Origin of the sequence: Anaeromyxobacter sp. SG17 (assembly GCF_022690695.1) — a bacterium.
GTDB lineage: Bacteria > Myxococcota > Myxococcia > Myxococcales > Anaeromyxobacteraceae > Anaeromyxobacter > Anaeromyxobacter soli.
The window spans coordinates 90,421-114,580 of the sequence record NZ_JALCYX010000002.1; the positions used below are offsets into that span (position 1 = coordinate 90,421).

Genomic DNA, 24,160 nt, shown 5'->3' on the forward strand with positions numbered 1-24,160 from the left:
GTTGCCGCGGCTTCATGGGCGGAACCTACGCGCGAGGGGCGCCGACCGTCTCGACCGAGGGCGCCAACCGTTCGGCCGTGCGCGCCAGGCGCGGTGCTAGGCTCGGCGCCGTGAGCGTCACCGTCCTCCCTGTCGCGACCCGCGCGCTCGTGGAGGCATGCGCGCGGCTCGGGCTCGATACCGACGCCCTCCTCGCGCGCGCCGGGGTGGGCCGCGCGCTCCTCGACGACCCGGACGCGCGGATCCCCGCCGCGCGCGCGGACGCCGTCTGGCGGGAGGCGTACGGCGCAGCCGCGGACCCGGCCCTGTCGCTCCACGCCGCCGAGCAGACGCCGTTCGGCGCCTTCCGCGTCCTCGACTACCTTGGGGCGAGCGGCGCGACGGTGGGCGAGGGGCTTCGCCGCGTCGCCGCGTACTTCCCGCTCGTGGATCCGCGCGCCTCGCTCGCCGTCGACGAGGAGGAGGACGCGGTCGCGCTCGTCTTCCGCGGCACCCGCGTGGCGCTGCCGCCGCAGGCGGAGGAATACACGCTCGCGATCCTGGCCTCGCGCGTTCGCCACGTGGCGCCCGGTGCGGTCGTGGCGGTGCGCCTTGCGTTCCCGCGCCCGCCGGACACGCGCGAGCACGCGCGCGTCTTCGGCGCCGAGCCCGCTTTCGGCGCCGCCGCCCCGGCGCTCTCGCTGCCGCGAGCGGCTTGGGACGCGCCGACGCGCACGGGCGACCGTACGCTGTTCGCCGCCCTGGACGAGCACGCGCGCGCCCTCCTCGCCCGCGCGTCGCCACCGGAGAGCGCAGCGGCCCGGGCGCGGGACGCCATCGCCGCCGACCTGCCCGGGAAGGAGCCGTCGCTCTCCCGCGTGGCGCGCTCGCTGGGCACTTCGTCCCGGACCCTGCAGCGGAGGCTCGGCGCCGAGGGGACGAGCTTCGCGGCCGTGGTCGACGAGGTGAGGCGCGAGCGCGCCCGGGTCTACCTCGAGGCGCGCGACGTCTCGATGGCGGAGGTGAGCTGGCTCCTCGGCTTCGCCGAGCAGAGCGCCTTCGCCCGCGCGTTCAGGCGCTGGACGGGCGAGACCCCGACGCGCTGGCGCGGCACCCGGGCCGAAGCCGCGGGACGGCGGCGCCCCGCCCGCTGAGGCATCCGCCGCTTCGTGGGGGGCCTTCGTAGGGCCGCTCCACGCAGCCTCTCGGTCTGGCGTTATCGTCTTTGCGATGCCGCCGCGCGAACGATCCCCGAAGGCACCGCGCAGCCCGATCCTCGACCTGCGGGGCGCGAGTCGTCTCGTGATCGAGGCGACGAACCGCATCGCGGACGTCGTCGAGGCGATGCACCTCGGAATCGGCGCCGGCCCGGCCGTCCTCGGCCGCCCGCTCGAGCGCCCCGTCCAGCTCCTCACCCGCCCGGTCTACGGGAGCGTGCGCGGGGTGACACGGCTCGTCGGCGACGGGATCGACGCGGCCCTCGCCCGGCTCGAACCCCTCGCCGCGCCGCTGCTCGGCGACCGCCCGCCGGGGCTCGGACGTGAAGCGGTGGTGGCCGCGCTGAACGGTGTCCTCGGCGACTACCTGGCGGCGAGCGGGAACCCGCTCGCGATCGAGATGCGGCTCCGCAGCGACGGTCGCCCGCTGGAGCTCCACCAGGACGCGCTGCGGCTCGCGTTCCCGCGGGCGACCGGCAAGCTCCTCGTCCTCGTGCACGGCTCGTGCGTGAACGATCGCCAGTGGACCCGGCGCGGGCACGATCACGGCGCGGCGCTCGCCCGCGATCTCGGGTTCACGCCGATCTACCTCCACTACAACTCCGGCCTGCACGTGTCGGTGAATGGGCGCGCCTTCGCCGGGCTGCTCGAGCAGCTCGTCGCGGCCTGGCCCACGGCGGTCGACGACCTCGTCCTCCTGGCGCACAGCATGGGCGGGCTCGTGGCGCGCAGCGCGTGCCACTTCGGCGAGGCGGAGGGCCACGCGTGGCGACGAAAGCTGCGCGCGCTCGTCTGCCTCGGCACGCCTCATCACGGCGCACCGCTCGAGCGCGGCGGCCACTGGATCGATCTGTTGCTCGGCGTCAGCCGGTACAGCGCGCCGCTCGCGCGGCTCGGCAAGCTCCGGAGCGCCGGCGTCACCGACATGCGCCACGGCAACGTCCTCGACGCGCACTGGGAAGGCCGCGACCGCTTCGCGCACGGTCGCGACGACCGCGTCCCGCTCCCGCTGCCGCAGGGCGCGCGGTGCTACGCGATCGCCGGGAGCGCGGCCGTGCAGGGCGCCGCGAGGAAGCGCCCGACCGACGGACTCGTCCCCGTCGACAGCGCGCTCGGCGTGCACGAGAGACCGGAGCTGACGCTCGGGTTCCCGGAGGCGCACCGGTGGATCGCCCACGGGACGAAGCACCTCGACCTCCTGAGCCGACCCGAGGTGTACGCGAAGCTCCGCTCCTGGCTGTCCTCCTGACGGCGCTCTCGCGCTGCCTCCCGGCGGCGTGCTCGTCGACTTCTCAGGCGCGCCCGTAGACCGGCACGACCGCGCCGCTCACGTCCCGTGCCGCGTCCGAGAGCAAAAACTCGATGACCGCGGCGACCGACTCCGGCTCCACCCAGCGCGACGCGTCGGCGTCCGGCATCGCGCCGCGGTTCGCGGCCGTGTCGATCGTGCTGGGGAGGACGGCGTTCACCCGAACGCCGGCGTCCAGGACCTCCGCGGCGATCACGCGTGCGAGCGCGACGACGGCGCTCTTCGCGACGGTGTAGGCGGCGGCGCCGGCGCCCGACCACGGCCGCTCGACGTTGCGGGACCCGATCACGACCACGCTGCCCGCGCGCTGCGCGACCAGCCGCGGCAGCAGCGCGCGAAGCGCCCGCTGGGCCGACTCGAGGTTCTCGTCCAGCATGCTTCGCCAGGTGTCCTCGTCGCCTTCCTCGTGGAAGCGCCGGCCACCGCGCCAGCCGCCCGCGACCAGCGCCGCGCCGGAGATCGGGCCGAGGCGCGCGCTCACCGCGCCGAGGGCCGCGTCCCAGGCCGCGGTCGAGTCCTCCTGGAGCGGGAAGCCGGCGAAACCCGCCCCGAGCTCCTGCTCGAGCTTGCGGAGGCGCTCCGCGTGACGGGCGAGCCCGACGCCGGCCACCCGGTACCCGCGCTCCACGAGGTAGCGACAGAGAGCGGTCCCGAGCGCTCCGACCGCTCCGCTGATCACGATCACGCGCGGCATCATCGAGCAGGCTCGAAGAGCTCGATGGGATTCCCATCTGCGTCCTCGATCTGGATTTGTCGTCCGCCAGGGCCTGTTTCCATCTCGTTGCGAAAGTGAACCCCTGCTTTCTTCAGTTCAGTGATGAATCCGGGAAGATCCGCGACCTTCAGCACTACCCGGTTCCAGCCGCCCGGCTCCTGCTGCTGCCCATTCGGCATCGGCCGCGAGCCTGACGCGCCTGGACCGCTGAGCAGAAGCTGCGCGTCACCCAGAGAGACGCTCGCAAACGCGGGGAGCTGCTGGTGCTCCAGCTCGAACCCGAGATGTTGCGTATAGAACGCTACAGAGCGAGCGACGTCTTTCACCTGATAGCGAACGCCGTGAATGCTCTTGACGAATGACTTCGTGGCGGCCTGGACCACGTGCGTCTCCTTCCTGGTCCGTCTCCATGATTACTGTGCTCAGCTCCCGCAACACTGACGAGTCCAGACCTAGTGCTGCCGCTCGGCTCCCGACGTGCTCCCGCTGCGCGCCTCGTCTCCGCGCCGGAGCGCCGCCTGGGCGTCGGTGCCGGACACGATGCGGCCATAGAGTGGGCTGCCCGGCTCCTGGAGGCGACCGCCGTAGCGGAGGGAGCCCGTGTCCACCGGAGCAAACCCGATCTCCTCGACGAGGTTCGCGACCGCCCGCTTCGCGTCCGGGTCGTCCCCGGCGATGAGCAGCGCGACCCGCTCCTCGGGCGGAAGGTCGCGCCTGCCACGGGTTGCGAGGTCGTTCGCGTACAGGTGGTTGAGCGCCTTGACGAGCCGCGCGCCGGGGATGACCCGCGCGACCTCCTCGCTCGACGTCGAGTCCCCCAGCTCGTAGAGCTTGAAGTCGGGACGATACGGGTTCATCGCGTCGATGACGATCTTGCCCCGCAGCCGCTCGGCGGGGAGCTCCCGCCGGTTGCGCCATGGGATGGCGATGAGCACGACCTCGCCGAACTCCGCCGCCTCATCGACGGTCGTGGCCCTCGCCCTTGGTCCGGGCGCGGCGACCTGGTCGCGCAGCGAGTGGGGACCGCTCGCATGACTGAGCGCGACCTCGTGGCCCGCCTCCGTGAACAGCCTCGCAGCCGTCCCGCCGATGTTCCCCGAGCCGATGATCCCGATCCGCATGGCACGCCCTCCCGGAGCGGAGAGATGCGAAGCGCGCGCCCTGCCCGCAACAGCCAACTTGGCCACGGCTCTCGCGGCCCACGCCCGCCGCGGTGACGCCCTCTCATCGGACAAACGAGACTGCATGGAGGAGAGCTGCCCGCTATGCTTTCAGGCGGGGAGGTCATGACGAAGCACCCTCGAGCTGTCGTCTTCAGCGCGGCGCTCGCGCTGTTACCCGGCCTCGCCAGTGGGAACGACGAAGGCGCGGATCTCGCAGCACGCGCGGGTCCGCTCATCACCACGGTCCCCGAGCTGGCGCAGGCTGGGGAGTCCGGCCTGCAGACGGAGCAGGAATCGCCCTCTCCTCCGACCGCCCCGCTCGAAGAGGCTCCTCCGCCCGCTCCGTCGAAGCTTCCGCCACCGCCCTCCTCGGTTCCGGAAGGCCAATGGGTCTACACGGCGCAGTACGGCTGGATCTGGATGCCGTACGCGGACGCCTTCACCTATGTGCCGCCTTCCGGTTACGGCGCGCCGTACATGTACGTTTACTATCCGTCATACGGCTGGTCATGGGTCGTCGCACCGTGGGTCTGGGGCTTCGGACCGTGGCCGTACTTCGGGTTCTACGGCGCGGCGCGCTTCGGCTGGTACGGGCATGGCTGGTGGCGGTACCCGGGGCAGTGGCACTACGGGCCTGGGCCACATCGCGGCGTCTGGCCCTCGTACGGTGGCCGTCCCGGCCCCTACTTCGGTGCGCGCCCCGCCCCGCCCCCGTCCGGCGGCAGCTTCCCCTCGCGCGGTATCGCGCCCGCGCCGCACCGCGGGGGCGGTGTCGCCGCGGGCCCTCACGCCGCACCGCCACGTCACCGTTAGTCAGCGCTCGTGCGGCTCGGGCTCGAGTGCGCCGTTGCTCGGAGAGCTCCCACTCTCCGAGCAACGGCGTGAGCCGGGCTCGACTATCCCTGCCGGTAAGCCCGCTCCAGACCCGCGATGTCGAGCTTCGTCATCTGGAGCATCGCCTTCATCACGCGGTTCGCCTTCGCCGGATCCGGGTCCGACATGAGCCGCTCCATCGCGGTCGGCACGATCTGCCAGGACACCCCGTACCTGTCGGTGAGCCAGCCGCACTGGTTCGTCGAGCCGCCCGCGGAGAGCTTCTCCCAGTACTCGTCCACCTCCTGCTGCGTCTCGCAGTTCACGACGAACGAGATGGCCGGCGTGAACTTGAAGATCGGTTCGCCGTTCAAGGCGATGAACTCCTGCCCCGCGACCTCGAACATCGCGGTCATCACCGACCCCTTGGGCCCGGGGCCTGCCTCTCCGTAGCGCGTGATCGCTCCGAGCTTCGAGCCCTTGAAGACGGACGTGTAGAACCTCGCGGCCTCCTCGGCCTTACCGTCGAACCACAGGAACGGGGTGATTCCCTTCATCGCATCCGTCCTTTCCTCAGCGCTCGAGCGCCTTGGGGTCCATCCACAGCACTTCCCAGTGGTGGCCGTCGGGGTCGTAGAAGCTCCAGCCGTACATGAAGCCGTGATCCTGCGGCTCCATCGCGTGCTTGCCTCCCGCCGCGACCGCCTTCTTCACGAGCTCGTCCACCTCGGCGCGGCTCTCGCACGAGAGCGCGCAGAGCGCCTCGTTCTGCAGGAGCGTGTCGCAGAGGCCCTTCTTCGTGAACGTCTTGAAGAACGGCTCGGTGAGGAGCATCACGTACGCGTCCTCGCCGACGAGCATGCAGGTGGCCTTCTCGTCCGTGAACCTCGGGTCGAACTCGAAGCCGAGCTTGGTGAAGAACTCCTTCGAGCGGTCCAGGTCGCGCACGGCCAGGTTCACGAAGAGCTTGCGGGGACGCCTCGTTGCCATGTCTGCCTCCAGGGGTTCGTCGGAGTCGCGCGTCGCGTCGAGCTCGACCCCGATGTCGTCTGATCCCTGGACCGCGTGCGCGCCGCCGACTCATCGGTGCACCCCGATCGGCACCTCCGGCAGACATCGGCCTTCATGCCGTCGGCCAGGGCAGGAGCCGGTGCGCGAAGCTACCGGCGAGCGCCCGCCGCACCGAGCCGCCCTTCCGCGCCGCTTCCTACGGAGGGAGCACGAGCGGAAGCCCGAACCTCGGGAAGAGCGTCGCGGTGTCGAGGAACGAGGTCCAGGCAGAGACGCGATCGCCCTCGAGCTCGAGCACGATGAGCCCCCACGCCTCGTGGCCCCCGTGCTCGGCGGGACGGTACTGCGCGAACGCGGGCGAGCCGGAGGCCGCCGTCGGGACGAGCCGCGACCCGCGGCAGCCACAGCCCCGGCCGAGGAGCCAGTCGCGGATCGCCGCCGGGCCGCGGAGCCACAGCGTGTAGGGCGGCATGGACAGGGTCGCGTCCTCGTGCAGGAGCGCGGTGAGCGCGTTCACGTCGTAGCGCTCGAATGCCTCGACGTAGCGAGCGAGCAGCGCGGACTGCGCTGCGGAGAGCGAGCCGCTCGACTCGCCGAGGTCGCGCGCGGCGAGCGTGGCGCGCGCCCGCTGCAGCGCGCTGTTCACCGCCGGGATCGAGGTGTCGAGGCTCTCGGCCACCTCCGCGGCGGACCAGCCGAGCACCTCCGTGAGCAGGAGCGCGGCGCGCTGCCTCGGGGGAAGGTGCTGGAGCGCCGCCACGAACGCGAGCCGGATGCTCTGGCGGAGCACCGCCCGCTCCGCCGGGCCGGCGTCCGACGGCACGACGTGCGCGTCGGGGACCGGCTCGAGCCAGTGCGTGCGAGGGTGCTCGACGAGCGGGTCGTCCACCGTTCCGGCGGGACCCTCCTCGACGGGACGCTCTCGCCGGGAGCGATCGGCGAGCGCGTCGAGGCAGACGTTCGTCGCGATGCGATAGAGCCAGGTGCGCAGCGAGGAGCGCCCGTCGAAGCGCTCGAGGCCTCTCCACGCCCGGACCATCGTCTCCTGGACCGCGTCGTCGGCGTCCACGGCCGAGCCCAGCATCCGGTAGCAGTGCCCGGTGACGGCCGCGCGGTGCTCCTCGAGCTCGGTGACGCTCTCTGGCATCGCCCGGACATAACGAGGGGAGCGCGTCCCCGCTCTCCCCCGCTCGCCTCGCGCGCCCTTGCGCTACCGCCGCGAGCCCGACGCCTCGTGGGCGACGAAGTCGAGCCGCCGCGCCTCGAGCCGGCCCGCCGCCCGCGCGCGGCTCTCGGAGCAGAAGCTCGCGAACCGCTGCCCGTCGACCGTGACGACGTAGCGATTCTTCTCGATCTGCTCGATGCCTACGACGTGCGCTCGAACGGCGAAGCTGGCGCGCGGGGGATTCATCTATGAAGTGTAGCGCGATCCTCGCGAATAAGCCCGACACATCACGCGCGCCGGCCGATCGCAGAGGATCATCGCGGGTGGCCCGCACGCGCGACGCGGTCCGCGGCGCGCCGCGACCTCCTCGGCGGTCTCACGCCGGGCACGGCGCCGCTTCGCTGCGATCGGCGGAGCGGGGCGCTCGATGGTCGGACGGCGCGGAGCACGGCCGGCGGTCGGCACGGGAACCCGGCCGGGCGATGACCCAATCGTTGCTCCGAGAACGGGGGAGCCCACGCTCGCCCGTGGCCAACGGCCCGCTGGCACGGCAACGATGCGACGGACGCGTGACGAACTCGTGACGGTCGGCGCGGACACCTCGAGGGCTGGCGCGCCCGGAGCGACGCGGATTAGAACCGGGCCTCGTTCTCGCCCGAGGAGCTCGCATGCTGCGCGAATCCGTCTTCGTCTGCTCGTATGGCGCCGAAGGCGCAGAGCACGTCGGTCACGTCCTGGCCTGGGATGATCGCGAGGCGGCCGAGCTCTTCGCGCGCGAGCTCGAGCCGGACGTGGGGGAAGTGCGCGTGGCGGACATCCGCGTGGAGTCCGTGGACGGCGCCGCGCTGGGTGAGTGATCCGGCGCCGCGCAGCGCCGGGACGCATCAGCCCTCGCGAGCGTCCGGCGCGGCCGGGGCCGACGGGGAGGCGAGCAGCCGCGCCTGCGCGTCCACCTGCGGCTCGCCCTCGGCCGGACGGAGCCGCTCGTACTCACCGTCCGGCCGCATGCGACGCGCCCGGCAGTTGTCGGCGAGGTAGAGGGCCAGCACGCCGTCGCGCAGGTGGCGCACGAGCGCGGGATCCCTGACCGGGAACAGCACCTCGACCCGCCTCGACAGGTTCCGGCGCATGAGATCTGCGCTGCCGAGGTAGACCTCCTCCGCCCCGGCGTTGCGGAACCAGAAGATCCGGCTGTGCTCGAGGAACCTTCCCACGATGCTCGTGACGCGCACGTTCTCGGTGTAGCCCGGGACCTCCGGGCGCAGGCAGCAGATCCCGCGCACGAGCAGGTCCACCTTGACGCCCGCCTGGGCCGCGCGGACGAGCGGCTCCGCCATCTGCTCGTCGGCGAGCGCGTTCACCTTGAACACGAGGTGCCCGCCGCGGCCGGCGCGCGCGTGGGCGATCTCGCGGTCGATGAGCTCGACGAGCCGCTCGCGCAGGTTCACCGGCGCGACGAGCAGGCGCTGGAACACCTTCGGGTGCGCGTAGCCCGTGAGGTAGTTGAAGAGCTGCGTCGCGTCCTCGCCGATCTCGGGGTCCGCCGTGAAGAGCCCGAGGTCCGTGTACGCGGTGGCGGTGACCGCGTTGTAGTTCCCGGTGGACAGGTGGACGTAGCGCGCGAGCCGGTCGCCCTCGCGCCGGACGACGAGCGCGATCTTGGAGTGCGTCTTCAGCCCGAGGAGCCCGTAGATGACGTGGACGCCGTCGGCCTCGAGCGCCCGCGCCCACCCGATGTTGCTCTCCTCGTCGAAGCGCGCCTTCAGCTCCACGAGCACCGCCACCTGCTTGCGGTTCTGGTTCGCCTCGAGGAGCGCCTCCACGACCGGCGAGTTCCGCCCGACGCGGTACAGCGTCATCTTGATGGCGAGCACGTCGGGATCCCGCGCGGCGGCCCTCAGGAACTCGACGACGGGCCCGAACGACTCGAACGGATGGTGGATGAGCACGTCCCGGCGCCGGATCGCGGCGAACACGTCCTCGTCGCCTCGCGCGAAGGCGGGCGGGACGGCGGGGGACAGCGGCGGGAACTTGAGATCGCTGCGCTCCACGGCGGCGAGCGCGCCCACCCCGGACAGCCCCAGTGGCCCCTCGAGGACGTGCACGTTCCGCGGCTGGATCTCGAGGTTCTGGACGAGGAGGTCGCGGACGGGCTCGGGCATGCCGGGCGTCACGACGAGCCGCACCACCGAGCCGAAGCGGCGCTCGCGCACCCCGTGCTCGACCGAGGCGAGCAGGTCCGCTGCCTCCAGCTCCTGCAGCTCCATCTCCGCGTCGCGGGTGACGCGGAACGGGTGCACGCTCTTGACGCGCACCCCGGGGAACAGCCGGTCCACGTGCGCGGCGACGAGCTGCTCGAGCCAGACGAACGCGTGGTGCCGGCGGGCCGTCCCCGACGCGTCGAAGCCCGCGCTGGAGCGGCCGATCGGCACGAGCCGCGGGAGCGTGTCCGGAACCTTGATGCGCGCGAACCGGGCGACGCCCTCGTCCTCCACGACCACGGCGAGGTTGAGGCTCAGGTTCGAGATGTGGGGGAACGGACGGCCAGGGTCGAAGGCGAGCGGCGTCAGGACCGGCATCACCATCTCGTCGAAGTAGGCGCGCGCCCACGCGGCCTGCTTCGGGTCGAGCTGGGAATGATCGAGGACGTGGAGGCCGGCCGCGTCGAGGGCGGGCAGGAGCTCGTCCTGCCACGCCACGCCGAGCTCGCGGTTGAGCCGCAAGGTCTCGCGGCGCAGCTCGGCGAGCTGCTGCAACGGCGTCAGCCCGTCGGACGAAGGCTCCGTCACCCCGGAGGCCACCTGCTGCTCGAGGCCGGCGACGCGGATCATGAAGAGCTCGTCGAGGTTCGACGACACGATGGAGAGGAAGCGCACCCGCTCGAGCAGCGGGTTCGCGGGGTCGCGGATCTCGTCGAAGACGCGCCACTGGAACGCGACGAGCGAGAGCTCGCGGTTGACGAGCAGCGCAGGGTCGAGCTTCGCGGTGGGGGCCGCGAGCTCGCGCGCGACCGCCGCGGCGGCGTCGGCGGCCACACCCGCGGCTCCGCCGGCCGGCGCCACGTCGGCGCCGGTGCGCGGGGTGAGCACCTCCTTGGGCACGGCGTGCGCCGGGCTCTCCATCCGTCCTCCGCGATGACCTCGCGCCTCGACGGGCGAGCGTAGCGCCGCGCCGGCGGGAGTGCACGCGACCGCAGGTGACGAACGCGTGAAGGCGTGCGCGAGCGCACGGGGACCTCCCGGCGAGCCCGTGCGCTCGGCGCCTCGGACGCCGCGCGGGGGGTTCGGCGCAGGCCGGCGCGCTCCGCAAGGGGGAGCTCGCCCCGGGCAGGTGAGACGACCGCGGCCTCAGGGCGCGGGCGATCTCGAGGACGCGTCTTGAGGCACGGCTCGCGAGGATCGCCCGGGCCTCACTGGCGCGGATCCCACATCGCCTGGTCGAAGTCCGGGTCGGGCGGCTCGTCGCGAGGCCGCTCGCCCTCCGGCACGTTCCTCAGATTCACGCGCACGCGGGTCCAGGTCGTGTACCGGCCGCGCATCGCGTCCACGAGCACGTCCTCGGGCGCGAGGCGCGCGGCGGCCTCGGGGTGGCGCGCCTTCCAGCGCTCGAGACCTTCGAGCGCGTCCTCCTTCCTCGCCGCGCGCGCGACGACGGCGAGCGGATGGCTCGGGCGGCGCGGCGCCCCCTTGCGCCGGGACGGCGCGACGCGCGCGGGCTCCTCGGCTCCCTTCGCGTAGTGCGGCGGCCACGGCGCGTCGCCGAGGCCGTCCGCACGCTGGCGCGCCGCGAGCTCGAGCAGCGGCTCGAGCGAGCCTGCCGCGTCGTCGATGCCGGCCCCCACGTCCCCGAGCCGCGCGAAGCGCGCCGGGACCGTGCGCAGCGTGAAGTCGGCCGGGTCGCAGGCGGGCAGCTCGGCCCAGGTGATGGGCGCGGACACCCGCGCGTCGGCCGTGGGCCGCACCGAGTACGCGGAGGCGACGGTGCGGTCCTTCGCGTTCTGGTTGTAGTCGATGAAGACGCCGTGCCGTTCCTCCTTCCACCACTTGCTCGTCGCGAGCTCCGGCGCGCGCCGCTCCACCTCGCGGGCGAGCGCCAGCGCCGCCTGGCGAACGTCGGTGAAGGTCCAGCGCGGCTCGAGGCGCGCGTTCACGTGGATGCCGCGCGAGCCGCTCGTCTTCGGCCAGCCCACGAGGCCGTGCTCGCGCAGCACCTCGTCCACGAGCAGCGCGACGCGCCGGAGCTGGTCCCACTCCACGCCCGGCATCGGGTCGAGGTCCACGCGCAGCTCGTCGGGGTGCTCGAGATCGGCGGCGCGCACCGGATGCGGGTTGAGGTCGATGCAGCCCAGGTTCACCACCCAGGCGAGCTGCGCCGCGTCCCGGACCACGATCTCCTCGGCGCTGCGACCCGAGGGGAACCTGAGCTCGACGACCTCGACCCAGGGCGGCCGCGACTCCGGCGCGCGCTTCTGGAAGAAGAACTCGCCCTCGGCCCCGTCGACGTAGCGCTTCAGCGCCATCGGCCGGCCCCGCACGCCGCGCAGCGCGCCCTCGGCCACGCTCAGGTAGTACTGCACGAGCTCGAGCTTGGTGACGCCCGCCTCGCGGAAGTAGAGCTTGTCCGGATTGGAGATGGCGACCTCCCGTCCGGCGATCTGCAAGTGTTCTTTCTTGCGCGGTGACATGGCTCTGGCGGGTGTTCTTGCTCGAGCGGCTCGCGCTTCGCCACGCCCATGGCGTTATCTCCCCGCGATGGCCTATCCGATCGCGCCCCCCGTCGAGCCGATGCTGGCGAAGGCCGCGGAGAGCCTGCCCGAGGGGGACCGCTGGCTCTTCGAGCCGAAGTGGGACGGCTTCCGCGCGCTGGTCTTTCGCGACGGTCCCGAGGTGTACCTCCAGTCCCGCGAGCTGAAGCCGCTGAACCGGTACTTCCCCGAGCTCGCCGAGCCGCTCCTCGCGAGCCTCCCCGAGCGGTGCGTGGTGGACGGCGAGATCGTCATCGCCGGCCCGGCGGGCCTCGACTTCGAGGCGCTCCTCCTCCGCATCCACCCCGCGGCGTCCCGGGTGAAGCTCCTCTCGCAGGAGAGCCCCGCGGGCATCGTGCTGTTCGACCTGCTCGCCCTGGGCGACCGCGACCTGCGCGCGTCCCCGCTCTCCGAGCGGCGCGCGCTGCTCGAGCAGCGCCTCGCCGGCGCGGCGCCCCAGGTGCACCTGACGCCCGCCACGCGGGATCGCGCCGTGGCGCAGGACTGGTTCGCGCGCTTCGAGGGGGCCGGGCTCGACGGCGTCGTCGCGAAGCGGCTCGACTCGACGTACCAGCCCGGCGTCCGCGCGATGGTGAAGGTGAAGCACGCGCGCACCGCCGACTGCGCGGTGGCCGGCTTCCGCTGGCACAAGAACGGGCCCGGCACGATGGTGGGCTCGCTCCTGCTCGGGCTCTACGACGAGGCCGGCAAGCTGCACCACGTCGGCATCTGCAGCAGCTTCACCACCGCGCGCCGCAAGGAGCTCGTGGAGGAGCTCTCGCCCCTGCGCGAGAACGCGATGGAGGGCCACCCCTGGCGCGACTGGGCGGAGTGGTCCGACGCGGACGCCGAGCCCGCGCAGCGCATGCCTGGCGCGAGCAGCCGCTGGAACCGCGGCAAGGACCTCTCCTGGGAGCCGCTGCGGGTGGAGCGCGTCTGCGAGGTCGCCTACGACCACCTGCAGGGCGATCGCTTCCGGCACGCGACCCACTTCCTGCGCTGGCGTCCGGACCGCTCGCCGCGCGAGTGCCGCTACGACCAGCTCGAGGAGACCCCGGCGTTCGAGCTCTCCCGCATCTTCGGGGTGCGGCCGCAGGCGCCGCGATAGATCCCGAGGCGGACGGGTCTCGCGCCCGCGAACCTCGCGGCGCGCCGAGACGAGGCAGGAGCCGGCGGCGGTCGGAGCGCCGGCTCGCGGAGGTGAGCGATGGCTGGGGCGCCGGAGAACGACAGGGCCACTCCGAGCCGGCAGGAGCCGGAGCCGGAGCGCGAGCGGGAGCAGCGCCGCGGAGCGAGCGACCGCCCCGCGAGCGAGCGCGCGGAGGGGTGGGAGGACATCGATCCCCGCGAGGAAGAGGGCTGGAGCCAGCCCGAGTCCTCCGCGCAGAAGGGAGCCCTCCCCGACGAGGGCTGAGGCGCGGCCGGCGCGTCCCCGCGCCCTCTACGCCGATTGCACGCTGAGTGAGGCGCCCGAGCCCGCGCGGGCGCCGCTCCTGCTGCGCGCGTTAACGTTAACGAACCGTTAACCCGTTAACGCTGCGCAGATTTCGGGGTCTTTCACCGTCCGAAAATGAACACTCCGGCGCGCATTCCAACCCACACGCGACGTGTGCACTACTCCCGCGCGAACCGCGGCTCATCCCCGCCGTCGCGGCGAGCCGCGCCCAGGAGATCGACCCCATGAGAAAGCTCGTCGCCGTCCTCGCCGCCCTCGCGTTCGCCGCTCCCGTGCTCGCCCAGGAGGTGGGGGCGGGCGAGTACGCGTCCTCCGTGTCCGCGGGCCGCCCGCTCGACGTCCCGCCCGGCATCTACGCGAACACCGCCGCGCGCCTGGCCGAGTTCTTCGCGGCCACGGGCGGCGCCCGCACCGTCTTCGCCACCGACCTCAAGGCGCGGATCGACGCCGGCGCGAACCAGCTCGTCATCGACGTCCGGCCGGCCACCGACTACGCGGCCGGCCACATCCCAGGCGCGATCAGCATGCCGCTCGCGGCGCTCTTCCGGTCGGAGAACCTGGCGCAGCTTCCCACCGACGGCACGCCGCTCATCCTCGTCTGCCACACCGGCCACACCGCCTCCATGGCGCTCGGCGGCCTCGTGTCGCTCGGCTACAACGCCTACGTGCTGCGCTTCTCGATGATGGGCTGGAACGCGAGCTCCAACCAGAAGATCTACTCGCCGTCGCAGGTCCAGACGATCTTCGGGCTCGCCGGTCCGCTCGTCCGGTAGCCCTCGCCGTCCTCGCCGCACCCGCGCCGCGGCCGCCCCGTGGGACGGCCGCGGCGCCTCGTTCCGCCTCCCCTCCCCACGGAGCCGCACCATGCGCATCGCAATCCTCGCCGCCGTCCTCGCCGCGCTCGCCTCCGGTGCGCGCGCGGAGGAGCACCGCGTGATCTCCACCGAGGCGCTCGCCGCCCGGATGAAGGGCGCCCCCGCGAGCTGGGACTTCACGCTCGTCGACGCGCGGACCCGCGTCGAGTTCTCGGAGTCGCGCATCCCGGGCGCGGTGCTCGTGCCCGCGCGCGCGGTGGAGGCCGAGCTACCGCGCCTCGTGAAGGACCGCGCGCGGCTCGTGGTCTTCTACTGCAACGGCCCGAACTGCACGAAGACCGTGGTGGCGGCGAAGGCCGCGGCCGCCGCGGGGTACACCAACGTCGCCGAGTACAGGGATGGGTTGCCGGGCTGGGGGAAGTCCGGCCGACCGACGGCGGGGAAGCGCATGCGGGCGTTCGACGCCCCCGCGATCGCGCCCGCCGCGCTCCAGGCGGCGCTCGCGTCGAGCCGCCCGCCGTTCGCGATGGACATCCGCGACGCGCAGGAGTTCGGCGCGTTCCACCTCGAGGGCGCCGTGAGCATCCCGCTCGACGACATCGAGGCGCGCCTGAAGCAGGTCGAGCCAGGCCGCGCCATCGTCATCGTCGATCACGCCGGGCACCAGGCGCCGATCGCCGCCCGCCTGCTCCGGCAGCTCGGGCGCACCGAGGTGAAGCGGCTCGACGGCGGGATGCTGCGCTGGCAGGCGGACGGCCTGCCGGTCGCGCGCTGAACGGGAGGACGCCTTGCGACTCACCCTCGGCAGACGCGTCGCCGCCACCTTCGCCGGGCTCCTGCTCGTCGTCGCGGGGCTCGGCACGTTCGGGCTCGCCTCGAACCAGGCCACCGCCACGCAGCTCGGCGCGGCCGTCCCCGCCGCCGTGGAGCGCGCCGTCGCGGCGAGCGAGCTGGAGCTGTTCGCGCGGACCGCGCTCCAGCTCCTCGCCGGCCAGGCCGCGGCCGGCACCTCGGACCTCGCGGACCTCGGCCCCGCGCGCGACGGCTTCGGGAAGGCGCTCTCCCGGTTCGAGGCGGCGGGCGGCGCGACGGCCGCCTCCGCCGAGGCGAAGCGGCTGTTCGGCGCCGTCGTCGAGGACGGCGAGCGCATGGTGCGCGCCACCGCCGACCAGGAGTGGCTCGAGGCGGGGCAGCGGACGAAGGCGTTCAAGGCGGCGTCCGCCGCGGCCGTCGCGGGCCTGGAGCGGCTCCGCACGGACGAGGCGGCGGCGGTCCAGGAGACGCTCGCGGCGACGCGAGACACGGCGCACCGGCGCGGCGCGCTGTTCACCGCCGCGCTCGCGGCGGCGCTCGCCGTCGGGGCGGCGCTCGCGTTCCTGCTGCACCGCCGCGTCGCGACGCCGGTGGTCGAGCTCTCGAGGCTCGCCCGGCGCGTCGCGGACGGCGACCTCGCGAGCGACGCCGCCGCGGGCCACGCGCCGCGGTCGGACGACGAGATCGCGGACCTCCAGCGCGCCATGCAGGGGATGACCGAGAACCTGGGGCGCGTCCTCGGGCAGCTGCGCGCCGGCGCCGACGGGCTGCTCGCGGCCTCCGGGCAGGTCGCCGCGACGTCGCAGGCGCTCTCGCACGGCACGGGAGAGCAGGCGGCGTCCGTCGAGGAGACGACCGCGAGCCTCGAGGAGATGAGCGCCTCCATCGCGCAGAACGCGGACGGGAGCCGCGAGACGGAGCGGGTGGCGCTCGACGCCGCGCGCGACGCCCGCGAGAGCGGCGACGCGGTGCGCGACAGCGTCGCGGCGATGCGCTCCATCGCCGAGCGGATCGGCGTCGTCGAGGAGATCGCCTACCAGACGAACCTGCTCGCGCTGAACGCCGCGATCGAGGCCGCCCGTGCCGGCGATCACGGCAGGGGGTTCAGCGTGGTCGCGAGCGAGGTGCGCAAGCTCGCGGAGCGCGCCCAGAAGGCCGCGAAGGAGATCGGCGGGGTGGCCACGACCAGCCTGGAGGTGGCGGAGCGCTCGGGCGAGCGGCTCGCGCGCCTCGTGCCCGCGATCCAGCGGACGGCCGCGCTGGTGCAGGACGTGGCGGCCGCCTCAACCCAGCAGACCTCGGCGGTCGGGCAGATCAACCGCGCGATGGCCTCGGTGGACCAGGTGACGCAGCGCAACGCCTCCGCGGCAGAGGAGCTCGCCACGACCGCCGAGCAGATGGCGGCGCAGGCCGAGGCGCTCCGCGAGCTCGTCGGGTTCTTCCGCACCGACGGCCGCGACGGGCCGGTGCAGCCCGGTCTCGCGCTCGCGCCGGAGCGGACGGGAGCTTTGCGGGTCGCGGAGGGGTAGCTCGCGGCGACGCGAGCCCCGGGGCTCCGGTCGCGCTCGTCCGGGACGAAGCGCGCCGAGGCCTCCGGTCCCTCGCGAGCGCGAGAGCCGCCGGCCCCGAGTCCCCGCGCCTCGCGGTGGCGAGGCGCTCGCCGCGCTACGTGCGCGTCGGCCCGCCCTTCGCCTCGTTCGCGGCGGGGGCCGGCTTCGCGGCGGCCTCCTGCGCCCTGGCCTCACGCTGGGTGGCGTTCTTCGCGGCCTTGGCATCCGCCCTGGTCTTCTGGTCGGCGGCGGCCTGGGCCCTCGCCTCGGCCTGGGCCGGCGTGTCCACGTGCGGCGAGACGCTCTTGTTCGACAGATCCTTGAAGCTCATGGTTCACCTCGATGGTGCGCGGGTTTCGTTGCAGAGGGACTCGAAGCAGGCGGCGGACGGATCGTCCGTCACTTCGCCGCCGGGGTCCCCAGCATCGCCTCGACGCGCGCCTTGAGCGCCGTCCGCTGGATGTCCTCGCCGCTCAACCGCTCCCCCTTCTCCTTCCCGCCCTGGAGGAAGACGAGCGTCGGGCTGACGGTGACGCCGAGCGTCGCCGCGAGCCGCGGGTTCGCCTCCCGCTTGACCTTCAGGAAGCGGACCTTGCCGGCGTAACGCTCCGCCACCGCCGCGAACCTGGGGGCGAGCGTCTCGCAGGCCTTGGACTCCTTGCCGCCGTGGAAGTCGAGCACCACCGGCAGCGCCGTCGCGACCACCTCGGTTTCGTAGTCCTTCTCGGCGATCTCCTTCACGTGCAGCGCCTCGGTCTCCTTGCCGTTCGGGTCCTCGGTCACGGGGAGCTTCACGTTGAAGCGATTTCCCTTTCCGCTGCTGAATCGGCTTCCCATTCGACGTCCTCTCGGCGCGGACGGGTCCAGGCCGGGCGCAGAGGCGCCCACGCTCGTCGCGCGTGCTGCGGTGATCCAGGAACGGCCGCGGATCGCGACCGCTTTCAGCTCGTCGCGAGCGGCGCTTCGACCGCCGCCGCCACCGCTCGCAGGTACGCCAGCCGGCCCGCCCACTCGAGCTCGAAGAAGCCGTGGTCCACGCCCCAGAGCGCCCACGGCATCTTCTCGCCGTCGTGCACCCACACGATCTTCCGATCGGGCGAGCGCAGGCGGCTTCGCTGCTTCGTGCACCAGGAACGGCGCGACAGCTCGCGCCAGCCGGGGATCGCGTTCATCAGCAGGGCTGCGATGAACGCGGTCATCTCCCTTTCGTAACACCTTTCGACGAGCGGCGCCGGGAACCGACCCATGATGCCGCCGGGCCGTGCCCGTCCGTTCCCTCCGCGCTAGGACTCATGCCCGCGATGCCCACCCCTCCCGAAGGCCTGACCCCCGGCCCCGATCGAAAGCTCCGCTGCGTGTGGGGCGCCTCCGCTCCGGAGTACCTGGCCTACCACGACGAGGAGTGGGGCCAGCCCACCGCGGACGACGTGCGCCTCTTCGAGAAGGTCTGCCTCGAGGGCTTCCAGGCCGGCCTCTCCTGGCTCACCATCCTGCGCAAGCGCGAGGCCTTCCGGCGCGGCTTCGCCGGGTTCGACCTCGAGGCGGTGGCGCGCTTCGGGGCGCGCGACGTGGCGCGGCTCCTCGCCGACGCCGGCATCGTGCGCCACCGCGGCAAGATCGAGTCCACCGTGAACAACGCCCGCCGCGCCTGCGCGCTCCGGGACGAGCTCGGCTCCCTCGCCGCCTACTTCTGGCGCTTCGAGCCCGCTCCCGCCTCGCGGCCGAAGCGGCTCGCCTGGGCGGACCTCCGCGCGATGACGACGACGCCCGAGTCCGTGGCGATGTCGAAGGACCTCCGGAAGCGGGGCTGGACCTTCGTCGGGCCGACCACCCTCTACGCCTTCATGCAGGCGGTCGGGATCGTGAACGATCACCTCGACGGCTGCGCCTTCCGCGCGCGGGCGGAGCGGGCGCGTCGCGCCTTCGAGCGGCCGCGCTGACGTCCCGTCACGGCGCGAGCGCCCCTCCCGGCGGCGCCCGCGCCGCGCCGAGCCTCAGCGGTTCGCGCCCATCGACCTCGCGAACTCCTCGCCCGCCCGCCGCATCTCCTCCGGCGTGAGGTCCTTCTGGTGCGTCGCGAACGACCACATGTAGCCGAACGGGTCGGCGACGCCCGCGCAGCGGTCGCCCCAGAACATGTCGGCGGGCGGCATCGTCGGCTTCCCGCCGGCGTCGACGGCGCGCTTGAACGCCGCGTCCGTGTCGGGCACGTAGAGCCACATCGTCACCGGCACCGGCGCGGCGGCGCTCGGCGCCCCGGTGCCCATGCCCGGCATCTCGTCGTTCAGGAAGAACATCGAGTCGCCGATGCGCAGCTCGGCGTGCCAGATGCTCTTCCCGTCCGGCGCCGGCATCCGCGCCACCTCCTGCGCCCCGAGCGCGCGCTTGTAGAACTCGATCGCCTGCGCCGCTCCCCGGATGACGAGGTTCGGCGTGAGCGTGTGCATCCCCTCCGGGATGGGTCTCACCGTGGCCATGGCGCTCCTCCTTGGTTCGAGTTGGTCGAGCTAACGAGCGCGCGCGGCGAGGTCGAGGTCTCGGCGGGTCGCAAGCGGCCGTTCGCGTCCTCCGCGCCCAGCCCGGTCACCTGCCGCGAGCGCGACATGTCCTCCTGCCACCGCTCCTCGAACGCGCGCGCGAACGCGCGGTCGTCCACCACCAGGGCGCCCTCCTCGAGCCACTCCATCGACATGAAGTCGAGGTTCATGGAGCCGACCAGGGAGAGCCGGTCGTCGACGAGCATGGTCTTCGCGTGCATCATCGCGGGGAGGTACTCGTAGACCGTCACCCCGCTCGCCTCGAGCCGCGGGTAATGGCGGCGCTGGATGAACGTCACGCTGCGATGATCCTGGTACGGCCCGGGCAGGAGCAGCCGCACGTCGATCCCCATCTCGCGCCGTGCGCACAGCGTGCCGAGCACCGCCGGCGGCGGGACGAAGTAGGCGTTCGCGATCCACACCCGCCGCTCCGCCGCCGCGAGCGCGATGTGCGTGACCCAGCGCGCGTGGGAGAGGCCGATGACGTCGGTGCTCGTCACGTACGCGGCGCGCGCCTCCCCCGCCGGCCTCGGCCGCTCGAGCTCGACCGCGGGGAGCATCCAGCCCCCCGTCTCGATCCAGTGGTTCGCGAACGCCACCTGCATCTGCTGCACGACGGGCCCCTCGATCTCCGCGTTCGAGTCTCGCCACACGGGCGAGCCGGGCGCGCCGCTGCTCCACTCGGGCGCGATGCCGAAACCCCCGGTGAAGCCCACCCGCCCGTCGACCACGACGAGCTTGCGGTGGTTCCGTCCCGTCAGGGAGAAGGGCCGCTTCTTGAGCGGCCTGAAGTAGCGCACCTCGCAGCCGGCCTCGCTCAGCCGGGGGCGAAGCTCCTCGTCGAAGCCGGTGCTCCCCATGGGGTCGACGAGGATCCGCATCCGCACGCCCTCGCGCGCCTTGCGGCACGCGAGGTCCGCCAGGCGATCTCCCGCGCCCCCCGGCTTCCAGATGTACACGTCCACGTGGACGCTGCGGCGCGCGTCGCCGATCGCCTCCTCCAGCGCGTCGAACACCTCGGCGTCGTCCCTCCACGCGACGCGGTTCCCGTCGACGAGCGACGTCGCGGTCGTCTGCGTCAGGGCGAGGCCGACCCCGTCCACCCCTCCGGGCAGGCCGAGCCCGAGCGAGCCCCAGGGGCCGTAGCGGGTCCGGCGGTCCCAGAAGCGACGCGCCAGCACGCCCAACCCCGTCCCGACCACGAGCCCCGCCGCGAGCGCGCGCTTCATGTCTGCAAGCTAGGCCGCGCCCGCAGCTCCCGATGCGCCCGGGTCGAGGCTCCGCCCCAGCCTACAAGGGGCTTCACTCCGAGCGCGCGCTTCTACCCCCGGACGTGCGCGGCAACCCCCATGACGCTGCGCGTCGTGACCCGCGTCCGCAGGACCTTCCCCGCTTGCCCGTGACCCGCCTGCTTGCACGGACGGAGATTACATGTCGCAATGTAGGAATATCACCGCACCTTTTTTGATTGATGCTCCGATGGCGCCAACCTCAATACCCTCCGTCCGGCTGGCCGAGCTCCTGGACATGTCCGTCGTCCAGCGACTCGCGGAGGCGAACTACAACGCCACGGGGATGCCCATCGGCATCATCGACGCCTTCGACGGCTCCGTCCTCGTCGGCTGCGGCTGGCAGGACATCTGCGTCCACTTCCACCGGGCGGATCCCCGCTCGCTCGAGCGCTGCCGGGAGAGCGACGACTACATCAAGGGCCACCTCGCGGAGGGCTCCTCCTGCGAGTACCTGTGCAAGAACGGGCTGCGGGACATCGGCGTCCCCATCGTCGTCGCGGGCGAGCACCTCGCGACGCTCTTCCTGGGCCAGTTCTTCTACGTGGAGGAGTCGGCGGACCGCGGCTTCTTCGTCCAGCAGGCGAAGCAGTTCGGGTACGACGAGGCGGCGTACCTCGCCGCGCTCGATCGCGTGCCGGTCTTCGACCACGCCGCCGTCGAGAACATCGTCGCCTATGACCGGGCGCTCGTGCGATTCATCGGCGAGCTCGCCGAGGGAGCGCTCCGCCAGCGGAAGGCGGAGGAGGCGCTGCGCGACGTGGACCGGCGCAAGGACGCCTTCCTGAGCGTGCTGTCGCACGAGCTGCGGAACCCCCTCGCCCCCATCCGCAACTCGATCTACATCCTCGAGCACGCCGACCCCGCCGGAGAGCAGGCGCGCCGGGCGCGGGCGGTCATCGAGCGGCAGACCGAGCACCTCACGAGGCTCGTGGACGACCTGCTCGACGTGACCCGCATCGCGAAGGGCAAGATCGAGCTGCGCTGCGCTCGGGTGGACGTCGTCGGGATCGCGCGCCGGACGGCCGAGGATCTTCGCTCCGTCCTCGCGGGCCGAGGCCTCGAGCTCGCGCTGGAGCTCCCCGCCGGACCGGTCCTCGTGAGCGGCGACGCGACGCGGCTCGGGCAGGTGCTCGGGAACCTCCTCCAGAACGCGGCCAAGTTCACGCCCCGCGGCGGCGCCGTCACCGTCTCGGTTCGCGCGAGCGCGGACGCGACGGAGCTCCGCGTCCGCGACACCGGCGTCGGCATCGCGCCGGACCAGCTCGAGCGGATCTTCGAGCCGTTCGTGCAGGCGGAGCGCTCGCTCGCGCGGACCGACGGCGGGCTCGGGCTCGGCCTCGCGCTCGTCAAGGGCATCACCGAGCTGCACGGTGGGACGGTCCGCGCCGAGAGCGCCGGGCCGGGACGAGGCGCCGAGCTCGTCGTCCGCCTCCCGCTCGCCGCGGAGGCCAGCGTGCCCGTCGCGGTGGCCGCCGGGATCACTCCGGTGCCCCACGGCCTCCGCGTCCTCGTGGTGGACGACAACCCGGACGCCGCGGACTCGCTCGCGGAGATCGTGCAGCTGTTCGGCCACACCACCGAGGTGGCCTACGACGGCCCGACCGCCCTCGCGAGGGCGCTGGCGAGCCCCCCGGACGTCGTGCTGTGCGACCTCGGGCTCCCCGGGATGAGCGGCTACGACGTCGCGCGCGCGCTCCGCGCCGCCGGCCCGGACGGCGTGCGGCTCATCGCCGTCAGCGGCTACGCGCAGCCGGACGACCTGCGGCGCGCCGCGGACGCCGGCTTCGACGGGCACGTGGCGAAGCCGCCCGACCCGGCGGTGATCGAGCGGCTCCTGGCGTGAGCCCGCCTGGCGAGGCCGGGGACTGGCGCGCGCCCTGCACGATGCCGCCCGTGTCCGATGCGTTGCCTGGATTCCGAGCCGATCCTCGATCTCCCCGAGGCACGCTGCACGTCCATCGGGCAGCCGCGCCCGGAACACGGGCTCCGCGCCGGCGCGGGACGGGTCGCGACGGCGCGCGTGGGCGGCGCGAGCGCCATCGTCGCGTGCATGGCGTCGAGCCCTCTCCAGCTCCTCTCGCCCTCTCCGCGGGGGCGCTGCGCCTGGATCATCTCCGCGAGCCATGGCGGCGGGCTCCTCGCGGGAGACGAGGTGTCGCTCGAGGTCGAGGTCGGAGGGGACTCTACCGCGCTCCTCTCCACGCAGGCGGGGACCAAGATCTACCGCTCGCGCGGGGCGATCGCGACGCAGCGGCTCGGGGCGCGCGTCGGCCCGGGCGCCGTCCTCGCGGTCCTGCCGCAGCCGGTGAGCTGCTTCGCGAGCGCGCGGTACCGCCAGGAGCAACGGCTCGAGCTCGCGCCCGGCGCGAGCCTTCTCTGGCTCGACGCCCTGGTCGCGGGCCGCGTCGCTCGCGGCGAGCGCTGGGCCTTCGACGAGTACCGCTCGCGCGTCGAGGTCGTGATGGGCGGCCGGACGATCCTGGCGGATGGGCTCCGCCTCGTGCCCGGCGAAGGTCCTCCCCTCGGCGAGCGGCTCTCCGGCATCGACTTCCTCGCGACCGTGGTCGCGCTCGGACCGGCGAGCGCGCGCCACGCCCGCGCGCTCCAGGAGCGGCTCGCGGCGTCGCCGGCCACCCCGGACTCGCCCGTTTTCGCGGCGGCGAGCCCGCTCGGCGACGGCGTCCTCGTGCGCATCGCGAGCCGGAGCATCGAGGACGGGCTCGCGTTCGTGCGCGAGCGCCTCGCCTTCGTCGCGGCCGTCACCGGCGTGGATCCGTTTACGCACATTCCGTGAACCCGGAGGCACGATGCACCTGACCCCACGAGAGATCGACAAGCTCACGCTCCACCAGGCCGGCGTCCTCGCGCAGAAACGGCTCGCGCGAGGCCTGCGCCTCAACCACCCCGAGGCGGTCGCGCTCGTCGCCACCCAGCTCCTCGAGCTCGCGCGCGACGGGCGGCGCGTCGCCGAGCTGATGGCGCTCGGCCGGCGGATGCTCGGGCGGCGGCAGGTGCTGCCGGGCGTGCCCGAGCTCGTCGCGGAGGTGCAGGTGGAGGGGACGTTCCCCGACGGCACGAAGCTCGTCACGGTCCACCACCCCATCGCGGCGGAGGACGGCGACCTCGCGCTGGCGCTCTACGGATCCTTCCTCCCGGTCCCGCCCCTGTCGGCCTTCGCGGAGGAAGCTCCCGGCGGACCGGAGGAGGCGAGCCCGGGCGAGGTGCTGCCGGCGCCCGGCGAGGTGGTGCTGAACGAGGGACGCGAGGCGATCCAGCTCGCCGTGACGAACCTCGCCGACCGCCCGGTGCAGGTGGGGAGCCACTACCACTTCGCCGAGGTGAACCCGCTCCTGCGCTTCGACCGGGCGCGCGCGTACGGCCGCCGGCTCGACGTGCCCGCCGGGATGGCGGTCCGCTTCGAGCCCGGCGAGACGCGCACGGTCGCGCTCGTGGAGATCGGCGGGCGCCGCGTGGTCCGCGGCGGCAACGCCCTCGCGCCGGGGCCGGTCACGGAGGAGGGCCGGGAGCGCGTCGTGGCGGAGGCCCGCCGGCGCGGCTTCGCCCACGCGGAGGAGCGCTGA

At 73.3% G+C, this 24,160-nt stretch carries 26 protein-coding genes; 12 read left to right on the forward strand and 14 right to left on the reverse strand.

The features are described 5' to 3' along the window. The first annotated feature begins 110 nt into the window (after positions 1–110). Both MNY60_RS01480 and MNY60_RS01485 read left to right on the forward strand, forming a co-directional pair. A complete protein-coding gene (locus tag MNY60_RS01480; RefSeq protein ID WP_242359897.1) occupies positions 111–1,133 on the forward strand; it encodes an AraC family transcriptional regulator in 1,023 nt (340 codons plus the stop codon). 148 nt (positions 1,134–1,281) lie between these two features. Further along, positions 1,282–2,445, forward strand: a complete 1,164-nt coding sequence (locus MNY60_RS01485; protein ID WP_242359898.1) for a triacylglycerol lipase — start codon at positions 1,282–1,284, stop codon at positions 2,443–2,445. A gap of 43 nt (positions 2,446–2,488) precedes the next feature. Here the strand turns inward: MNY60_RS01485 and MNY60_RS01490 are convergent, their stop codons facing one another. The 7 genes from MNY60_RS01490 to MNY60_RS01520 form a co-directional block, all read right to left on the reverse strand. Further along, entirely contained in the window at positions 2,489–3,199 is a 711-nt protein-coding gene (locus MNY60_RS01490; RefSeq protein ID WP_242359934.1) for an SDR family oxidoreductase, read from the reverse strand. Further along, positions 3,199–3,603 carry a VOC family protein gene (locus MNY60_RS01495; RefSeq protein ID WP_242359899.1) on the reverse strand — a complete coding sequence of 135 codons (405 nt, stop codon included), beginning with the start codon at positions 3,601–3,603 and terminating at the stop codon, positions 3,199–3,201. The genes MNY60_RS01490 and MNY60_RS01495 overlap by 1 nt, the downstream gene beginning before the upstream one ends. A gap of 69 nt (positions 3,604–3,672) precedes the next feature. Then, positions 3,673–4,341 (reverse strand): NADPH-dependent F420 reductase, encoded by a 669-nt coding sequence (locus MNY60_RS01500; protein WP_242359900.1) that lies wholly within the window; start codon positions 4,339–4,341, stop codon positions 3,673–3,675. 938 nt (positions 4,342–5,279) lie between these two features. After that, the gene (locus tag MNY60_RS01505; protein WP_242359901.1) at positions 5,280–5,753 is read right to left on the reverse strand and encodes a VOC family protein; all 474 of its coding nucleotides are present in this window, start codon (positions 5,751–5,753) and stop codon (positions 5,280–5,282) included. Between the two features lie 16 nt (positions 5,754–5,769). Continuing rightward, the gene (locus tag MNY60_RS01510; protein WP_242333254.1) at positions 5,770–6,186 is read right to left on the reverse strand and encodes a VOC family protein; all 417 of its coding nucleotides are present in this window, start codon (positions 6,184–6,186) and stop codon (positions 5,770–5,772) included. Between the two features lie 217 nt (positions 6,187–6,403). Further along, complete coding sequence (locus tag MNY60_RS01515) at positions 6,404–7,354, reverse strand: sigma-70 family RNA polymerase sigma factor (protein ID WP_242333252.1); 951 nt, start codon at positions 7,352–7,354, stop codon at positions 6,404–6,406. A 63-nt stretch (positions 7,355–7,417) separates the two neighbouring features. Further along, on the reverse strand, positions 7,418–7,618 hold the full coding sequence (locus MNY60_RS01520) for a hypothetical protein (RefSeq protein ID WP_242333250.1): 201 nt from the start codon (positions 7,616–7,618) through the stop codon (positions 7,418–7,420). 422 nt (positions 7,619–8,040) lie between these two features. Here MNY60_RS01520 and MNY60_RS01525 point away from each other — a divergent pair, with 422 nt between their 5' ends. Next, positions 8,041–8,229 carry a hypothetical protein gene (locus MNY60_RS01525; protein ID WP_242333248.1) on the forward strand — a complete coding sequence of 63 codons (189 nt, stop codon included), beginning with the start codon at positions 8,041–8,043 and terminating at the stop codon, positions 8,227–8,229. 27 nt (positions 8,230–8,256) lie between these two features. Here the strand turns inward: MNY60_RS01525 and ppk1 are convergent, their stop codons facing one another. Further along, positions 8,257–10,494: a polyphosphate kinase 1 gene (ppk1, locus tag MNY60_RS01530; protein ID WP_242359902.1), complete on the reverse strand. Its 2,238-nt coding sequence runs from the start codon at positions 10,492–10,494 to the stop codon at positions 8,257–8,259. 287 nt (positions 10,495–10,781) lie between these two features. Further along, positions 10,782–12,032, reverse strand: a complete 1,251-nt coding sequence (locus tag MNY60_RS01535; RefSeq protein WP_242333244.1) for a DNA polymerase domain-containing protein — start codon at positions 12,030–12,032, stop codon at positions 10,782–10,784. A gap of 91 nt (positions 12,033–12,123) precedes the next feature. Here MNY60_RS01535 and MNY60_RS01540 point away from each other — a divergent pair, with 91 nt between their 5' ends. The 5 genes from MNY60_RS01540 to MNY60_RS01560 all read left to right on the forward strand — a co-directional run bounded on the left by MNY60_RS01540 (position 12,124) and on the right by MNY60_RS01560 (position 16,729). Further along, the gene (locus MNY60_RS01540; protein ID WP_242359903.1) at positions 12,124–13,224 is read left to right on the forward strand and encodes an ATP-dependent DNA ligase; all 1,101 of its coding nucleotides are present in this window, start codon (positions 12,124–12,126) and stop codon (positions 13,222–13,224) included. Between the two features lie 99 nt (positions 13,225–13,323). Then, positions 13,324–13,530 carry a hypothetical protein gene (locus tag MNY60_RS01545; protein WP_242333241.1) on the forward strand — a complete coding sequence of 69 codons (207 nt, stop codon included), beginning with the start codon at positions 13,324–13,326 and terminating at the stop codon, positions 13,528–13,530. Between the two features lie 266 nt (positions 13,531–13,796). Continuing rightward, the gene (locus MNY60_RS01550) at positions 13,797–14,345 is read left to right on the forward strand and encodes a rhodanese-like domain-containing protein (protein WP_242333239.1); all 549 of its coding nucleotides are present in this window, start codon (positions 13,797–13,799) and stop codon (positions 14,343–14,345) included. A gap of 91 nt (positions 14,346–14,436) precedes the next feature. Further along, positions 14,437–15,162 (forward strand): rhodanese-like domain-containing protein, encoded by a 726-nt coding sequence (locus MNY60_RS01555; protein ID WP_242333237.1) that lies wholly within the window; start codon positions 14,437–14,439, stop codon positions 15,160–15,162. Between the two features lie 13 nt (positions 15,163–15,175). Then, complete coding sequence (locus MNY60_RS01560) at positions 15,176–16,729, forward strand: methyl-accepting chemotaxis protein (protein ID WP_242359904.1); 1,554 nt, start codon at positions 15,176–15,178, stop codon at positions 16,727–16,729. A gap of 136 nt (positions 16,730–16,865) precedes the next feature. Here the strand turns inward: MNY60_RS01560 and MNY60_RS01565 are convergent, their stop codons facing one another. The 3 genes from MNY60_RS01565 to MNY60_RS01575 form a co-directional block, all read right to left on the reverse strand. After that, positions 16,866–17,081: a hypothetical protein gene (locus MNY60_RS01565; protein WP_242352057.1), complete on the reverse strand. Its 216-nt coding sequence runs from the start codon at positions 17,079–17,081 to the stop codon at positions 16,866–16,868. A gap of 68 nt (positions 17,082–17,149) precedes the next feature. Continuing rightward, positions 17,150–17,587: a co-chaperone YbbN gene (locus MNY60_RS01570; protein WP_242333231.1), complete on the reverse strand. Its 438-nt coding sequence runs from the start codon at positions 17,585–17,587 to the stop codon at positions 17,150–17,152. 104 nt (positions 17,588–17,691) lie between these two features. Continuing rightward, entirely contained in the window at positions 17,692–17,949 is a 258-nt protein-coding gene (locus MNY60_RS01575; RefSeq protein ID WP_242333229.1) for a hypothetical protein, read from the reverse strand. A 102-nt stretch (positions 17,950–18,051) separates the two neighbouring features. On the opposite strand from MNY60_RS01575, the gene MNY60_RS01580 reads away from it, so the two are divergent. Further along, positions 18,052–18,690 carry a DNA-3-methyladenine glycosylase I gene (locus MNY60_RS01580; protein ID WP_242333228.1) on the forward strand — a complete coding sequence of 213 codons (639 nt, stop codon included), beginning with the start codon at positions 18,052–18,054 and terminating at the stop codon, positions 18,688–18,690. A gap of 54 nt (positions 18,691–18,744) precedes the next feature. Here MNY60_RS01580 and MNY60_RS01585 read toward each other — a convergent pair whose 3' ends face one another. Beyond that, positions 18,745–19,227, reverse strand: a complete 483-nt coding sequence (locus MNY60_RS01585) for a VOC family protein (RefSeq protein ID WP_242333226.1) — start codon at positions 19,225–19,227, stop codon at positions 18,745–18,747. After that, complete coding sequence (locus tag MNY60_RS01590; RefSeq protein ID WP_242333224.1) at positions 19,215–20,516, reverse strand: phosphatidylserine/phosphatidylglycerophosphate/cardiolipin synthase family protein; 1,302 nt, start codon at positions 20,514–20,516, stop codon at positions 19,215–19,217. Before MNY60_RS01590 ends, MNY60_RS01585 begins: the two co-directional genes overlap by 13 nt. A 298-nt stretch (positions 20,517–20,814) precedes the next feature. On the opposite strand from MNY60_RS01590, the gene MNY60_RS01595 reads away from it, so the two are divergent. Genes MNY60_RS01595 through MNY60_RS01605 form a run of 3 tightly spaced genes read left to right on the forward strand, consistent with a single transcriptional unit; the run spans position 20,815 to position 24,160 of the window. Beyond that, a complete protein-coding gene (locus tag MNY60_RS01595; protein ID WP_242333222.1) occupies positions 20,815–22,422 on the forward strand; it encodes a PocR ligand-binding domain-containing protein in 1,608 nt (535 codons plus the stop codon). Between the two features lie 57 nt (positions 22,423–22,479). After that, positions 22,480–23,373, forward strand: a complete 894-nt coding sequence (locus MNY60_RS01600) for an urease accessory protein UreD (protein WP_242359905.1) — start codon at positions 22,480–22,482, stop codon at positions 23,371–23,373. A 13-nt stretch (positions 23,374–23,386) separates the two neighbouring features. Further along, positions 23,387–24,160, forward strand: a complete 774-nt coding sequence (locus MNY60_RS01605; RefSeq protein ID WP_242333218.1) for an urease subunit gamma — start codon at positions 23,387–23,389, stop codon at positions 24,158–24,160.

What these genes read in the sequence shown, in the direction of transcription:
- MNY60_RS01490 (WP_242359934.1), bottom strand. Translation starts at nt 3,199, where the DNA reads ATGCCGCGCGTGATCGTGATCAGCGGAGCGGTCGGAGCGCTCGGGACC.
- MNY60_RS01500 (WP_242359900.1), bottom strand. Translation starts at nt 4,341, where the DNA reads ATGCGGATCGGGATCATCGGCTCGGGGAACATCGGCGGGACGGCTGCG.
- MNY60_RS01505 (WP_242359901.1), bottom strand. Translation starts at nt 5,753, where the DNA reads ATGAAGGGAATCACCCCGTTCCTGTGGTTCGACGGTAAGGCCGAGGAG.
- MNY60_RS01510 (WP_242333254.1), bottom strand. Translation starts at nt 6,186, where the DNA reads ATGGCAACGAGGCGTCCCCGCAAGCTCTTCGTGAACCTGGCCGTGCGC.
- MNY60_RS01515 (WP_242333252.1), bottom strand. Translation starts at nt 7,354, where the DNA reads ATGCCAGAGAGCGTCACCGAGCTCGAGGAGCACCGCGCGGCCGTCACC.
- MNY60_RS01520 (WP_242333250.1), bottom strand. Translation starts at nt 7,618, where the DNA reads ATGAATCCCCCGCGCGCCAGCTTCGCCGTTCGAGCGCACGTCGTAGGC.
- MNY60_RS01525 (WP_242333248.1), top strand. Translation starts at nt 8,041, where the DNA reads ATGCTGCGCGAATCCGTCTTCGTCTGCTCGTATGGCGCCGAAGGCGCA.
- ppk1 (WP_242359902.1), bottom strand. Translation starts at nt 10,494, where the DNA reads ATGGAGAGCCCGGCGCACGCCGTGCCCAAGGAGGTGCTCACCCCGCGC.
- MNY60_RS01540 (WP_242359903.1), top strand. Translation starts at nt 12,124, where the DNA reads ATGGCCTATCCGATCGCGCCCCCCGTCGAGCCGATGCTGGCGAAGGCC.
- MNY60_RS01545 (WP_242333241.1), top strand. Translation starts at nt 13,324, where the DNA reads ATGGCTGGGGCGCCGGAGAACGACAGGGCCACTCCGAGCCGGCAGGAG.
- MNY60_RS01550 (WP_242333239.1), top strand. Translation starts at nt 13,797, where the DNA reads ATGAGAAAGCTCGTCGCCGTCCTCGCCGCCCTCGCGTTCGCCGCTCCC.
- MNY60_RS01555 (WP_242333237.1), top strand. Translation starts at nt 14,437, where the DNA reads ATGCGCATCGCAATCCTCGCCGCCGTCCTCGCCGCGCTCGCCTCCGGT.
- MNY60_RS01565 (WP_242352057.1), bottom strand. Translation starts at nt 17,081, where the DNA reads ATGAGCTTCAAGGATCTGTCGAACAAGAGCGTCTCGCCGCACGTGGAC.
- MNY60_RS01570 (WP_242333231.1), bottom strand. Translation starts at nt 17,587, where the DNA reads ATGGGAAGCCGATTCAGCAGCGGAAAGGGAAATCGCTTCAACGTGAAG.
- MNY60_RS01575 (WP_242333229.1), bottom strand. Translation starts at nt 17,949, where the DNA reads ATGACCGCGTTCATCGCAGCCCTGCTGATGAACGCGATCCCCGGCTGG.
- MNY60_RS01580 (WP_242333228.1), top strand. Translation starts at nt 18,052, where the DNA reads ATGCCCACCCCTCCCGAAGGCCTGACCCCCGGCCCCGATCGAAAGCTC.
- MNY60_RS01585 (WP_242333226.1), bottom strand. Translation starts at nt 19,227, where the DNA reads ATGGCCACGGTGAGACCCATCCCGGAGGGGATGCACACGCTCACGCCG.
- MNY60_RS01590 (WP_242333224.1), bottom strand. Translation starts at nt 20,516, where the DNA reads ATGAAGCGCGCGCTCGCGGCGGGGCTCGTGGTCGGGACGGGGTTGGGC.
- MNY60_RS01595 (WP_242333222.1), top strand. Translation starts at nt 20,815, where the DNA reads ATGTCCGTCGTCCAGCGACTCGCGGAGGCGAACTACAACGCCACGGGG.
- MNY60_RS01600 (WP_242359905.1), top strand. Translation starts at nt 22,480, where the DNA reads ATGCGTTGCCTGGATTCCGAGCCGATCCTCGATCTCCCCGAGGCACGC.
- MNY60_RS01605 (WP_242333218.1), top strand. Translation starts at nt 23,387, where the DNA reads ATGCACCTGACCCCACGAGAGATCGACAAGCTCACGCTCCACCAGGCC.